Annotated in this window: 9 protein-coding genes, 3 rRNA genes and 2 pseudogenes; all 14 read right to left on the bottom strand. The window is 59.0% G+C overall.

The genetic code is table 11. From position 1 onward, the window contains the following. The 14 genes and pseudogenes from L0A91_RS03265 to L0A91_RS03200 all read right to left on the bottom strand — a co-directional run bounded on the left by L0A91_RS03265 (nucleotide 1) and on the right by L0A91_RS03200 (nucleotide 13966). Nucleotides 1-910, bottom strand: a pseudogene (locus tag L0A91_RS03265) (NAD kinase). Beyond that, the gene (locus L0A91_RS03260; protein WP_235245853.1) at nucleotides 807-1217 is read right to left on the bottom strand and encodes an SAM-dependent methyltransferase; all 411 of its coding nucleotides are present in this window, start codon (nucleotides 1215-1217) and stop codon (nucleotides 807-809) included. The pseudogene L0A91_RS03265 and the gene L0A91_RS03260 overlap by 104 nt, the downstream one beginning before the upstream one ends. Before the next feature lie 8 nt (nucleotides 1218-1225). Beyond that, nucleotides 1226-1474 carry an SAM-dependent methyltransferase gene (locus tag L0A91_RS03255; protein WP_235245852.1) on the bottom strand — a complete coding sequence of 83 codons (249 nt, stop codon included), beginning with the start codon at nucleotides 1472-1474 and terminating at the stop codon, nucleotides 1226-1228. Nucleotides 1475-1509: 35 nt separating this feature from the next. Then, nucleotides 1510-1728 carry a S4 domain-containing protein gene (locus tag L0A91_RS03250; RefSeq protein WP_235245851.1) on the bottom strand — a complete coding sequence of 73 codons (219 nt, stop codon included), beginning with the start codon at nucleotides 1726-1728 and terminating at the stop codon, nucleotides 1510-1512. Next, nucleotides 1725-1928 (bottom strand): hypothetical protein, encoded by a 204-nt coding sequence (locus tag L0A91_RS03245; RefSeq protein WP_235245850.1) that lies wholly within the window; start codon nucleotides 1926-1928, stop codon nucleotides 1725-1727. The genes L0A91_RS03250 and L0A91_RS03245 overlap by 4 nt, the downstream gene beginning before the upstream one ends. Before the next feature lie 61 nt (nucleotides 1929-1989). Continuing rightward, a complete protein-coding gene (locus tag L0A91_RS03240) occupies nucleotides 1990-2775 on the bottom strand; it encodes an HAD-IIA family hydrolase (protein WP_235245849.1) in 786 nt (261 codons plus the stop codon). Next, nucleotides 2768-3505, bottom strand: coding sequence for a lipopolysaccharide assembly protein LapB (locus L0A91_RS03235; protein WP_235245848.1), 738 nt, complete (start codon nucleotides 3503-3505; stop codon nucleotides 2768-2770). Before L0A91_RS03235 ends, L0A91_RS03240 begins: the two co-directional genes overlap by 8 nt. Before the next feature lie 434 nt (nucleotides 3506-3939). Continuing rightward, nucleotides 3940-4056, bottom strand: a 5S ribosomal RNA gene (rrf, locus tag L0A91_RS03230). Between the two features lie 175 nt (nucleotides 4057-4231). Continuing rightward, a 23S ribosomal RNA gene (locus tag L0A91_RS03225) occupies nucleotides 4232-7356 on the bottom strand. Nucleotides 7357-7858: 502 nt separating this feature from the next. After that, a 16S ribosomal RNA gene (locus L0A91_RS03220) occupies nucleotides 7859-9379 on the bottom strand. The 16S, 23S and 5S rRNA genes sit together here, the layout of an rRNA operon. A gap of 449 nt (nucleotides 9380-9828) precedes the next feature. Further along, nucleotides 9829-11088: a tyrosine--tRNA ligase gene (gene tyrS, locus L0A91_RS03215; protein ID WP_235245847.1), complete on the bottom strand. Its 1260-nt coding sequence runs from the start codon at nucleotides 11086-11088 to the stop codon at nucleotides 9829-9831. Between the two features lie 9 nt (nucleotides 11089-11097). Beyond that, a pseudogene (argH, locus tag L0A91_RS03210) lies at nucleotides 11098-12518 on the bottom strand (argininosuccinate lyase). 51 nt (nucleotides 12519-12569) lie between these two features. After that, nucleotides 12570-13082 (bottom strand): arginine repressor, encoded by a 513-nt coding sequence (locus L0A91_RS03205; protein ID WP_235246507.1) that lies wholly within the window; start codon nucleotides 13080-13082, stop codon nucleotides 12570-12572. A 71-nt stretch (nucleotides 13083-13153) separates the two neighbouring features. Next, a complete protein-coding gene (locus L0A91_RS03200) occupies nucleotides 13154-13966 on the bottom strand; it encodes an SDR family NAD(P)-dependent oxidoreductase (RefSeq protein ID WP_235245846.1) in 813 nt (270 codons plus the stop codon). Nucleotides 13967-13973 lie beyond the last annotated feature (7 nt).

Here is a 13973-nt window from a genome sequence, read left to right as displayed (position 1 = left end):
TTAATCCTTCTGCTGACTGGCTGGCGGAGCGCCGCGCCAGCCTTGGACGTTGAGGCCAAATTTGGCCACCAGCCGGTCGGTAAAGGGCGAGTTTGTCAGCCTGGCGAGGCGCACTGGCGTCGACGAACGCTTGACCTCAACGCGGGCGCCGTGGGGCAGGTCGAAGGCTCGACGGCCATCGCACCACATGACGCCTCGACCGTGCGATTGCGGCGAGACTTCAACCGCGAGTTGGGTGTCGGGGCCAAGCACGAGCGGTCGGGCAAGAGCGCATGCGCCGAGATCGGCACAACCAAGATTGCCGCCACGTCAGGCCAGACAACCGGGCCGCCCCCGGAGAAGGCGTAGGCAGTTGAGCCAGTCGGGGTTGCCACGACGACTCCGTCGCAGCCCCAACTCGACAGGGGCCGTCCGTCGACCTCCACCAGCAACTCCAAGAGGCGCTCGCGTGCGGCCTTCTCGACCGTGGCTTCATTCATTGCCCAGCTCTGACAAATGACGGCGTCTTCGTGGATGACCTCGACGTCCAGAGTCATTCGCTCTTCGACCGAGTAGTCGCCAGCGACGATGCGCTCAGCAGTCCACGACATCTCTTCACGCTCAGCCTCAGCCAAGAAGCCGACCCGCCCGAGATTGACCCCCAGCAAGGGAACACCGGCAGGCCTGGCCAGCTCAGCTCCCCGCAGAATCGTGCCGTCGCCGCCAAAACGACCACCAGTTCGGCGCCTGCGGCAGCCGTGGGGTCGTCGTCTTCCGTCGCTGATCGGGGATTGGACGCATCAACAACCCGGGATTCGGGAAGGAGGTCAACCTCGATGCCGTGTCGGCCGAGTTGCTCGGTGAACTCGGCGATCAACTCCGGAACTTCCGGACGGCCAGGGTGCGAGACGAGCAGGATCCTGCGAGTCATTCGTGCTCCTTCGGATAATTTCTTGAACGTTGTCCCGGGCGGTGTCTTCATCCCAGAGCCCGGGCTGTTCCGGCTTAGCCCACACGACATACTCCCGATTGCCACCGCCACCGGTGATGACCGACGGCATGATGTCTTTGATCGCCAACCCAGAGGTGTAGATAGATCGCGTCACAGCCAGCAGCGCGTCGCGTCGGGCTTCGTGACTGCGCACGATGCCGTTGCGACCCACGCGGTCCGGCCCGACTTCAAACTGCGGTTTTGCTAGCAATAGAAGGTCAGCATCGGACGTCACCAGACTAGCCATCGCCGGAATCACGATTGATAGGGGATAAACGAAAGGTCGGCAACCAAAAGGCTGACTGCCCCATTGATCTCCTCAACCGTTGTTGACCGGATGTTTTTGCCCGACATGTCTGTCACTCGGGCATCGTTGGCTAGCTCGGCCACGAGTTGATCATGACCGACGTCGAGGGCGATGACGTGAGTGACTCCCGCGTCGAGGAGGACCTGGGTGAAGCCTCCGGTGGAGGCCCCGACATCAAGCGCCTTGCGACCGGACACCCTCAACTCGGCGCTCCAGTGGTCCAGTGCGCCGGCTAATTTTTGCGCCCCCGACCAACCCAGCGCTGCTCAGCTGTTGCCTCGACTGCAACATCGTGCGCCGAGACGACCGCGGACGGCTTGGTGACGACCTGTCCACCCACGCTGACTGCACCGGCAAGAATCAGCTCTCTGGCTTGGGTCCGAGAACGGGCAAGGCCTAGTGATGTCACCATCCGATCAAGGCGATCGGCGGCTGGAGTCTCAGCATTCACGATGAAGCCAGCCGAGCCTGGAGTCCCCGTTGGGCCGCCGAAACTGCTTCGACTGAGTCGCCTTCTGGGGCGCTGACTGCCCGGTGAAACTCGGCTAAGAGCGCGTCAACCTGGTCATCGCCCGTTCTCGTGGGGGCGGTGACTTCACAGGGAGCACTGATTTCGAGCGGCTCGCCGACTGGGGTGGGCTCACTATCCATCAGCCGGAAACAGATTCCTTGCCGAGCCACGTAGCGCGCAGCTCGGGGATCCCGGCCGCGATCAAGGTGGGCTGGTCTTGAGAAGGCCGGGCCTGCGCGTCCGCGGCCGTGTTGACCCGGTCAACACCAGCGCGGCCGGCACGTTCGCAGCGATGGCGCCGTCGATATCAGTGTCCAAACGGTCGCCGATAGCCAAGACCCGCTCAGCGGGTAGGCCCAACCGTTTCAGTGCCATCTCGTATGCGAAGGGCTGCGGCTTGCCGACAACCACCGGTGTGGCTCCCGTTCCGTGAGCCACGGCTGCAACCAACGCACCGTTGCCAGGCACCATCCCTCGCGGGGTGGGCAGAGTCGCATCCGTGTTCGTGGCGACCCATAGGGCTCCTGCGTTCACGGCCAGGCCTGCCTCGTGCAGATCCGTCACGCGCAACTCTGGGCCATAGCCCTGAACAACGGCAACGAAAGGTTGTGACGGGCCATCGCTGGCGATCTGGGAAGGCAGCATCGGACTAACGCCGACCTCATTGAGGGCATAGGAAACCCCGGGGCCTCCAACAGCCAAGACGCGTCCCTGCTCAATGTCATCGCCCAACTCACTCACGACATAAGCGGCAGCCACCTGGCTAGAAGTGAGGACTTCATCCGGGGTCGCCGCGACCCCAACGGACTCAAGGTGCGCCACCACGTCCGCAGGTTTCTTGGCCGCGTTGTTGGTCATAAAGAGAATCTTCAGACCATCTTCACGGGCCGAACTGATGCCTTCAGCAGCACCTTCGATCGGGAGTGCACCGGTGTAGACCACACCGTCCAAATCGATGATCAGTCCGTCAAAGGCCCGTTCAGTCACGACCTGACTCCCGTGGCCGCTCATCCGCACCACGCTCGTTGTCTTCGGCGGCGTCAAAGTCGTCCTCAGCGAAGTCGTCGAGGTCAATGAACTCCTCCGCCGGGTCGCCTAGCCGCTCTGCAGCATCGGTCTGCCCCTGGTCGTCGGCATCCGCGGCGCGCTGCAGCCACTCGGCCGCGTCCTCTTGCTTGTCGTCGGCAATCAGGGCATCGGCGTATGCGTAGTAGACGCGAGCAGACCACGGCTGGTTGGCGGGAATGGTGCGGGCAATCTCGCGCAGCGTTTGAACAGCGGCACCTGTCTGGCCAAGGTCGCGACGTGCACCGGAAACGACGACCGCCATTTCCATCCGCTCGGCCACAGCCAGCGTGTCGACCTCACGGCTCTGGCCCAACTCGATGGCCTTCTCCGGCCGGCCGAGGCCACGCTCGGTGTCGGCAATCAGGGGCAACAAGTGGTGAGAACCCGACATCCGTCGAGCCGTGCGGAACTCGGAAAGAGCCTTTGACCACCCCTTGCGGTAATGCACCAAGCCCATGTATTCACGGACAATCGGCACTCGTCCCGCTCGGCGAACTGCAGTTTGGGCGTGCTCCTGGGCGCGGTCCAACTCTTCATTCTCAAGGAACTCTTCAATCGCCAACAAGTGCAAGGCGACGCCTTCAGCGTTGTCTTTGGTGAGTGTGCGCAACTCACGGAAAACCGAGCGGTCAGCCTGGCTCGCTTCCAAGTGCGACGGAATCTCTGGCTCCTTGGCCCGAGGCGGCCCAACAGGTCGATCCGACGGGCCCCGATCATCACGAGAACCAAAGCCGCGGCCTTGACGCGAGTCGTCTGAACCCCGATAGCCCCCGGGCCCCGAGCGAGACGCACCCTGTCCACTCGAACCACCACGTGGGCTGTGGCCCTGCCGGCCACTGTCACCACGGAATCCACCGTTACGTTCACTCACGCAAAACTCCCAAACATCGAAAAAGACTTACCCCGATTGTCTCACGGACGCACGGGACGCAGCCGCGTCATGCACGGCCCGCCGCCATGGCGTTGTGCTGGTGCGTGCGCCCGTATAAGAGGCTCTGCTGGCTGGTCGGGTTTGGGGGGAACGCAGTTAGACCCCGCGAACACAACCCTGGGGTTGTGTTCGCGGGGCTAACCGTAATGGTTGTCCGGCGGTGTCCTACTCTCCCACACCGTTCCCAGTGCAGTACCATCGGCGCTGTCAGGCTTAGCTTCCGGGTTCGGAATGTGACCGGGCGTTTCCCTGACGCTATAACCGCCGTAACGTTGTCGAGTGTTACGAACAGATGTTTGAACCTTTTTCACACACACAGTGTTTACTCCTGCCGGCACCCTGTTGTGCAACCTTGTGGGGTTGTTTTGGGTGTGGTGGTGTGGTGTGTGTTGGGGTTCCCTGTTTGTATCTCGGGAACCACACAGTGGACGCGTAGCATTTTTGTTGTTTAAGTTATCGGCTTATTAGTACCGGTCAGCTTCACACATTACTGTGCTTCCACATCCGGCCTATCAACCCAGTAGTCTAGCTGGGAGCCTCTCCAGGAATTAACCTGATGGAAACCTCATCTTGAAGTGTGCTTCCCGCTTAGATGCTTTCAGCGGTTATCACGTCCGAACGTAGCTAATCAGCGGTGCCCTTGGCAGGACAACTGACACACCAGTGGTTCGTCCATCCCGGTCCTCTCGTACTAGGGACAGCTCTTCTCAAGTTTCCTACGCGCGCAGCGGATAGGGACCGAACTGTCTCACGACGTTCTAAACCCAGCTCGCGTACCGCTTTAATGGGCGAACAGCCCAACCCTTGGGACCGACTCCAGCCCCAGGATGCGACGAGCCGACATCGAGGTGCCAAACCATGCCGTCGATATGAGCTCTTGGGCAGGATCAGCCTGTTATCCCCGGGGTACCTTTTATCCGTTGAGCGACGGCGCTTCCACAAGCCACCGTCGGGTCACTAGTCCCCACTTTCGTGTCTGCTTGACATGTCTGTCTCGCAGTCAAGCTCCCTTGTGCACTTACACTCGAAACCTGATTACCAACCAGGCTGAGGGAACCTTTGGGCGCCTCCGTTACTCTTTGGGAGGCAACCGCCCCAGTTAAACTACCCATCAGGCACTGTCCCTGATCCGGATCACGGACCGAGGTTAGGAATCCAAAACGACCAGAGTGGTATTTCAACGATGACTCCACACACACTGGCGTGCATGCTTCATAGTCTCCCACCTATCCTACACAAACCGTTTCGAACACCAATACCAAACTATAGTAAAGGTCCCGGGGTCTTTCCGTCCTGCTGCGCGTAACGAGCATCTTTACTCGTAGTGCAATTTCGCCGAGTTCGCGGTTGAGACAGTGGAGAAGTCGTTACGCCATTCGTGCAGGTCGGAACTTACCCGACAAGGAATTTCGCTACCTTAGGATGGTTATAGTTACCACCGCCGTTTACTGGCGCTTAAGTTCCGAGCTTCACCAACCAAAGTTGATTAACCCATCCCCTTAACGTTCCAGCACCGGGCAGGCGTCAGTCCGTATACATCGTCTTACGACTTCGCACGGACCTGTGTTTTTAGTAAACAGTCGCTTCTCCCTGGTCTCTGCGGCCTTCAACGCTAACCAGCAAGTGGTTTCACGTATCCGGCCCCCTTCTCCCGAAGTTACGGGGGCATTTTGCCGAGTTCCTTAACCACGATTCACTCGATCGCCTTAGTATTCTCTACTTATCCACCTGAGTCGGTTTGGGGTACGGGCGGCTCGAACCTCGCTAGGAAATTTTCTAGGCAGCATAGGATCACCCTACTTCCCGCATACGCGGTCACTATCAAGCCTCGGAACATATCGGGCGGATTTACCACTCCCGGTTCCTGCGCTCTTAGACGTGGACAACCATCGCCACGCGGAGGCTACCTTCCTGCGTCCTTCCATCGCTTGCCTACTACAGAATCGGGTCACACGCTCCACACACAAGAATCCCGAAGGATTCAGCGCGCGTGCTTTGGGTGTTTAGCATCAACTGATTCAGCATGGGCGGTTCTTCGCCGGTTCCGGAATATCAACCGGATGTCCATCGACTACGCCTGTCGGCCTCGCCTTAGGTCCCGACTTACCCAGGGCAGATTAGCTTGACCCTGGAACCCTTGGATATTCGGCGGACGGGTTTCTCACCCGTCTTTCGCTACTCATGCCTGCATTCTCACTCGTGTGGCATCCACGACTGGATCACTCCGCCGCTTCACTCGCCACACGACGCTCCCCTACCCATCAATACGCTTGGACCACCCAAACACGTTGGGTAGCCGGGCAATGTATCAATGCCATAGCTTCGGTGGTGTGCTTGAGCCCCGCTACATTGTCGGCGCGGAATCACTTGACCAGTGAGCTATTACGCACTCTTTAAAGGGTGGCTGCTTCTAAGCCAACCTCCTGGTTGTCACAGCAACTCCACATCCTTTCCCACTTAGCACACGCTTAGGGACCTTAGCTGATGATCTGGGCTGTTTCCCTCTCGACTACGAAGCTTATCCCCCGCAGTCTCACTGCCACGCTCTCACTTTCCGGCATTCGGAGTTTGGCTGACGTCAGTAACCTGGTGAGGCCCATTAGCCATCCAGTAGCTCTACCTCCGGAAAGAAACACGTGACGCTGCACCTAAATGCATTTCGGGGAGAACCAGCTATTACGGAGTTTGATTGGCCTTTCACCCCTATCCACAGCTCATCCCCTCAGTTTTCAACCTAAGTGGGTTCGGTCCTCCACGCCGTCTTACCGGCGCTTCAACCTGGCCATGGATAGATCACTCCGCTTCGGGTCTAGACCCAGCGACTCAAACGCCCTATTAGGACTCGCTTTCGCTACGGCTTCCCCACACGGGTTAACCTCGCCACTGAGCACTAACTCGCAGGCTCATTCTTCAAAAGGCACGCTGTCACCAGACCGCAGTCCAGCTCCAACGGATTGTAAGCACACGGTTTCAGGATCTATTTCACCCCCTCCCGGGGTACTTTTCACCTTTCCCTCACGGTACTTGTTCGCTATCGGTCACCAGGGAATATTTAGGCTTAGCAGGTGGTCCTGCCAGATTCGCACGGGATTTCTCGAGCCCCGTACTACTTGGGAACAAACCAACGAAGTCACACACATTTCAGCTACGGGGGTCTCACCCTCTATGCCACGTTTTTCCAAACGTCTCGCCTATGCACATGATTTTTTACTCCGCACTGAGTTAGTAGACTCAGAACTGGTATGTCCCACGACCCCGACCATGCAACGCCTACTAGCTATCACACATGACCGGTTTAGCCTGATCCGCTTTCGCTCGCCACTACTCACGGAATCACTATTGTTTTCTCTTCCTGTGGGTACTGAGATGTTTCACTTCCCCACGTTCCCTCTACCTGCCCTATATATTCAGGCAGGAGTAACTGGAGATGAATCCAGCCGGGTTTCCCCATTCGGAAATCCTCGGATCAATGTCTGGTTATCGACTCCCCGAGGCTTATCGCAGATTCCTACGTCCTTCTTCGGTTCCTGGTACCAAGGCATCCACCGTGTGCCCTTAAAAACTTAAAGTTCACAAAGATGCTCGCGTCCACTGTGCAGTTCTCAACATACAAACAGAACCTCAACCCAACCCAACACCTACCCACACACGTGAGTGGTTTGTTGAACAGTTAAGGCCCCAACCACCAAACCCTGCTTCCCAACAACCCCAACAACCACACCCTCCCCAAAGGGAAGACCTGACTGCCACAGCTGTGTACTCACAGACTTGTTTAGTGGCCTAAGCAACCAACCACTCATCGTGGCCGATCCCTCAGGACCCAACAACGTGCTACACACCACACCCCATAACCCAGACACGTTCCACACCACACCAACACCCACAGCAAAAACTGTGAACATCTTCGGGTTGTACTAGCACCAGGCCACACGGCCGGCATGAACTAAATGATGTTCCACCCTTGAGCAGTCACCCCACGAACACTCGCCGTGGAAAGTAACTACCTTCTCACCACAACCACAAGACCCATAACGGGAAGTAGTTGCTTAATTGGTGTGAAGTGCTCCTTAGAAAGGAGGTGATCCAGCCGCACCTTCCGGTACGGCTACCTTGTTACGACTTAGTCCCAGTTACCAGTCCCACCTTCGACGGCTCCTTCCCACAAGGGGTTAGGCCACCGGCTTCGGTGTTACCGACTTCCGTGACTTGACGGGCGGTGTGTACAAGGCCCGGGAACGTATTCACCGCAGCGTTGCTGATCTGCGATTACTAGCGACTCCAACTTCATGGGGTCGAGTTGCAGACCCCAATCCGAACTGAGACCAGCTTTTTGGGATTCGCTCCACCTCGCGGTATCGCAGCCCTTTGTGCTGGCCATTGTAGCATGCGTGAAGCCCAAGACGTAAGGGGCATGATGATTTGACGTCATCCCCACCTTCCTCCGAGTTGACCCCGGCAGTCTCCTATGAGTCCCCACCATCACGTGCTGGCAACATAGAACGAGGGTTGCGCTCGTTGCGGGACTTAACCCAACATCTCACGACACGAGCTGACGACAACCATGCACCACCTGTATACCGACCCAAAGGGAACACCCATCTCTGAATGCGTCCGGTATATGTCAAGCCTTGGTAAGGTTCTTCGCGTTGCATCGAATTAATCCGCATGCTCCGCCGCTTGTGCGGGCCCCCGTCAATTCCTTTGAGTTTTAGCCTTGCGGCCGTACTCCCCAGGCGGGGCGCTTAATGCGTTAGCTGCGGCACAGATCACGTGGAATGTGACCCACACCTAGCGCCCAACGTTTACGGCATGGACTACCAGGGTATCTAATCCTGTTCGCTCCCCATGCTTTCGCTTCTCAGCGTCAGTAATGGCCCAGAGACCTGCCTTCGCCATCGGTGTTCCTCCTGATATCTGCGCATTCCACCGCTACACCAGGAATTCCAGTCTCCCCTACCACACTCTAGCCTGCCCGTACCCACTGCAGACCCGGGTTAAGCCCCGGGCTTTCACAGCAGACGCGACAAACCGCCTACAAGCTCTTTACGCCCAATAATTCCGGACAACGCTCGCACCCTACGTATTACCGCGGCTGCTGGCACGTAGTTAGCCGGTGCTTCTTCTGCTCCTACCGTCACTTTCGCTTCTTCAGAGCTGAAAGAGGTTTACAACCCGAAGGCCGTCATCCCTCACGCGGCGTCGCTGCATCAGGCTTTCGCCCATTGTGCAATATTCCCCACTGCTGCCTCCCGTAGGAGTCTGGGCCGTGTCTCAGTCCCAGTGTGGCCGGTCACCCTCTCAGGCCGGCTACCCGTCGTCGCCTTGGTGAGCCATTACCTCACCAACAAGCTGATAGGCCGCGAGTCCATCCTTGACCGAAAAACTTTCCACCCCCACCATGCGGCAAGGAGTCATATCCAGTATTAGCACCAGTTTCCCAGCGTTATCCCAGAGTCAAGGGCAGGTTACTCACGTGTTACTCACCCGTTCGCCACTAATCACCACCAGCAAGCTGGCAGATCATCGTTCGACTTGCATGTGTTAAGCACGCCGCCAGCGTTCGTCCTGAGCCAGGATCAAACTCTCCGTAAAAAAACAAACTCTTTTAACAAGAGAAGTTCAATACCCAACTATAAAAAACTACAAAATCGCTGACCACAATTTCCCGGGGGAGGAAAACACGGCCAACTAAACAAACTTGGCATCATTTTTTAGCACGCTGTTGAGTTCTCAAAAATCGGACACACACCAAACACACCACAAACAAACCTGTTTGCAACACCATTTGGGGCAACCCAGCCAACTTTACTACCGCGCACCCTCACAGTCAAAAGCCACGTTCAACCCACCAAAACAGTGAGGAACCACAAACTCCATCAACCCATGCCGCGTATGTAGCGAGACAAGACCAATCTCATCCACCAACCCCGGGACCAGCCAACCAAGCAACTTCTTGCTAATTGTCCGTGCCTCCCTGTCGGGCTGACAAAGAGAACACTACGGGCGGTCTAGCCAAACCACCAAATCAGCAGGTCACAGGCCTAGACGAGGTTGAGGGCAGCCAGGTTCTTACGGCCACGCTTCAGCAACGCTAGGCGAGAGTGCAGGAAGTCAGACTCACTCAGCACCTGTTCGGCATCAGTAATCTTGATGTTGTTGACGCTCACCGCACCGTCCGCGATCAGTCGTCGGGCAGCGCCCTTGCTTGCCGCCAGCTCAGTCGCCACGAGGGCATCGACCACGGACGTGCCGATGCTCCCCTCGCTGGCCCGCAGTTCGCCAGTGACGTCAACAAGGGTCTGCTCTTCCAGCTGAGCAGGATCTGCCTTGCCAAACAGCACTTGGCTCGCTGCCTCAACCTGCTCGGTGGCGTGGGCACCATGCACCAAGGTAGTGACCCGCTGCGCTAACTCACGTTGCGCTGCTCGGGCAGCTGGGCGCTCGGCTGTGGCCTGCTCCAACTCGACAACCTCGGCAGGAGTCATATCGGTGAACACCTTCAACAGGTGGACGACCGAAGCGTCTTCAACATTGATCCAGTATTGGTAGAAGGCGTAGGGGCTCGTCATCTCCGGACTCAGCCACACGGCGTTGCCTTCTGACTTGCCGAACTTGCGCCCGCTCGAATCGGTGATGAGCGGAGTCGTCAACGCGTGCACCGTGCTGCCTTCGGCTCGGTGGACCAAGTCAACACCGGCCGTCAGGTTGCCCCACTGGTCCGCTCCCCCGGTCTGCAGCGTGCAGCCGTACTCACGGAACAGGTGCAAGTAGTCGAGCCCCTGCAAGATTTGATAGCTGAACTCCGTGTAGGAGATGCCCTCTTGGCTCTCCAGGCGAGCAGCAACCGCGTCCTTACGAATCATCTGGTTGACCCGGAAGAACTTGCCGACATCCCGGAGGAAGTCCAGCGCCGACATTGGCGCAGTCCAGTCCAGGTTGTTGACCATGATGGCGCCGTTATCGCCCTCAAAGTTCAAGAACGGTCGAACCTGGTGCTGAATCTTGTCGACGTATTCAGCCGTCTGCTCTTTCGTCTTCAAGATTCGCTCGGAGCTCGGCCGAGGGTCACCAATTTGCCCGGTGGACCCGCCAACCAGGCAAATGATTCGGTGACCTGCCTGCTGCAGATGACGGAGCAGGATGAGTTGCACCAAGTTGCCGAAGTGCAGCGATGCTGCTGTCGGGTCGAAGCCCGCATAAATCGTCATACCGCCGCCATCGACGGCAGGCTTCAGCGCTTCTTCGTCGGTCGACTGGGCAATGAGCCCACGCCACTGCAACGAATCCCAGGTGCTAGTCACGACGTCCTCTCAGTCCCGGATCTTCGGGGCATCTTCAACCCAATGCCGGGCACGGGCTACTTCCTTCAATTGGTGCGCGCGCTGCTCTTTGACTCGTACGGGGCGGTGCCACCATGCGCATCCCTCGACGCCAACGAACCGTGCACGCTCAACACCTCGCGCACTGCTGGGGTGAGATGTTCACTGATCCGGGCCAAGTCTTCGTCGCTCAGTTCGTTCAAGGTGATGTCGCGAGCTTCGCACTCCTGCACGCAGGCGCCAGCAACCTCGTGAGCAATCCGGAACGGCACGCCCTGGCGAACGAGCCACTCGGCAACATCGGTCGCTAGCGAAAAGCCAGCCGGCGCCAACTCTTCGAGTCGTTCGGGGTGGAAGGTCAGGGTGTCGACCATTCCAGAGACGGCAGGGAGCAGCAGCTCGAAGGTGTCGATTGCGTCAAACACCGGCTCCTTGTCTTCCTGCAAATCGCGGTTGTAGGCCAGCGGCAAACCCTTCAGGGTTGCCATCAGACCGGCCAAGTCGCCAATCAAACGGCCCGACTTGCCACGAGCCAACTCTGCAACGTCAGGGTTCTTCTTCTGCGGCATGATGCTGGAGCCAGTGGAGTAGGCATCACCCAAGGTGACGAAGTTGAACTCAGCCGTGGCCCAGAGGATGACCTCTTCGGACAACCGCGAAATGTCGACGGCGATCATCGCCATGATGAAAGAGAACTCCGCGGCGAAGTCTCGACTCGCAGTGCCATCGATGGAGTTTTGCGTCGCCCCAGACATACCCAGATCGTGGGCGATTGCTTCTGGGTCCAGGCCAAGCGACGAGCCGGCCAGGGCACCACTGCCATACGGAGACCAGGCGGTCCGGGCATCCCAGTCACGCAGTCGATCGACGTCACGCAGCAGAGCCCAGCCGTGCGCCTGAAGGTGGTGGGACAGCAACACCGGTTGGGCGTGCTGCAGGTGGGTTCGTCCGGGCATCGCGACCTCAGGGTGGCGGTTGGCCTGGTCAACCAGCGCCTGGACGATGTCGAGGACCCCGGTAGCGACTCGGCGCGACTCCTGGCGCAAGTACATGCGGAACTGGGTTGCGACCTGGTCATTGCGTGACCGGCCAGCGCGAAGACGGCCACCGACATCGGAGCCGACTCGCTCAATGAGCCCGCGCTCAAGGGCGGTGTGCACGTCCTCATCACCTTCAGCGGGCAGGAACTCACCGCTGGTGACGTCATCGAGGAGCACCTTCAGGCCGCGCAACATCTCATCGAGGTGTTCGCGGGACAGGAGGCCTGCCTTGTGCAGCACCCTGGCGTGGGCGCGCGACCCCGCGATGTCGTATGGGGCCAAGCGCCAGTCAAAGTGCGTGCTCTTAGACAGAGCAGCCAATGCATCGCTAGGCCCGCCGGAAAATCGACCACCCCACAAACTCACAGTCATGCCCCCATTGTGGCCTAAAGGTGCACTGGGAGATAAACCGCTATGCCTGGGTTAGCCGCGCTCCAACTCAACGCCCGCCAAGGACAGCAGCCGCGCTGCCAACTCGGCTCCACCCTCGGGGTCCGCTGCGATGACCAGGATGGTGTCATCACCAGCAATAGTTCCCAGGAGGTCAGTCGCGTCGCTACGGTCAATGGCCGATGCCAAGTATTGGGCCGCACCTGGCGGGGTGCGCAACACAACTTGGTTGCCACTATGCCGCGCACTCACCAACAGTTCTTCGCAGAGTCGCATCAGGCGAGCGGACACCTCGGCGTTGTCCTGGGCTGGGCGAGGCGTGGTGTCCCCACCTTGCGCGGGCACCGCATACACCAAAGAACGTCCGGGTCCGGGGCGCACTTTGACAGCGCCTAACTCTAAAAGGTCACGGGACAGTGTGGCCTGGGTGACGCTGATGCCGTCTTGGGCTAGCAGTCCCAAAAGATCGGATTGTGAGGCGACAGCGTGACGCTCCAGGACATCAGCGATCAGCTGATGCCGAGCGGCACGGTGGTGGGGATCGATGAACTGATCGCCTCGCTAGTCGTCACGACTGCAACTATACACACTTACGTATGTTTATGCGCACGCCATCCCTAAGCGACAGGATCGCCGTCGCCCCAGGGCCGCAGGCGCAACATGCGCGCGCCATCGGACAGCCCAGCCTCGGCCTGGCTCTTCAGCGCTTCCACGGTGTCCACTCCTGCGCGCACCATGCGCCCGGAGTAAGCATCAAGCTCGCCAGAAGCGAGGGCCACGACCAAGCCCGTGACATCACCGGGATCAGTCCAGTCGGTGCGCCCACGATGCATGTCCATCGAGGCTGTCATGTCCGTGGCGACCACTCCGGGGGCCAGGTCAAAGGCGAAGACCTGATCGTCTGCGGCCGACGTAGCCACTGCTCCAGTGATCCGGGCAAGCGCAGATTTGGATGCGGTGTAGGCGCTGAGGACACCGTTCTCTTTGGTGCCTGCACCAGAGTTCATGTTGACGATGCGGCCGCCACCGGCAGCGATCATGGCGGGCACCACCGCACGGGACATCAAGAACGGTCCGCGCACGTTGGTCTCGATGACCTGCCACCACTGCTCGGGGTCTGCGTCCCAGAGGGCAACCTCAGGCTCGATCAGCCCAGCATTGTTGACCAAGAGATCAATGTGGCCCCACTGCTCCAGCACCGTATCGACGGCTGACGTGACCTGATCGACGTCGGTCACCTCACAGGCGAGCGTCATCACTTCGGCACCGGCTTCGGTAATCGCCGAGGCGACGTCGGACAACGAAGACTCCGACCGGGCAAGCGCAGCGATGGACCAACCTTCGCTGGCCAACGCGCGGGCAATGTGCGCCCCGATGCCTCGGGAGGCACCAGTGATCAAGGCGACCCGGGTGTGCTGGGTGTTTGTCATCGTATTC

Source organism: Ornithinimicrobium sp. INDO-MA30-4 (assembly GCF_021535045.1).
Classification (GTDB): Bacteria; Actinomycetota; Actinomycetes; order Actinomycetales; family Dermatophilaceae; genus Ornithinicoccus.
Note: the sequence above shows the minus strand (reverse complement) of the source record. Positions and strands in the feature narration are given on the sequence as shown.

What these genes read in the sequence shown, in the direction of transcription:
- L0A91_RS03260 (WP_235245853.1), bottom strand. Translation starts at nt 1,217, where the DNA reads ATGGCTAGTCTGGTGACGTCCGATGCTGACCTTCTATTGCTAGCAAAA.
- L0A91_RS03245 (WP_235245850.1), bottom strand. Translation starts at nt 1,928, where the DNA reads ATGGATAGTGAGCCCACCCCAGTCGGCGAGCCGCTCGAAATCAGTGCT.
- L0A91_RS03200 (WP_235245846.1), bottom strand. Translation starts at nt 13,966, where the DNA reads ATGACAAACACCCAGCACACCCGGGTCGCCTTGATCACTGGTGCCTCC.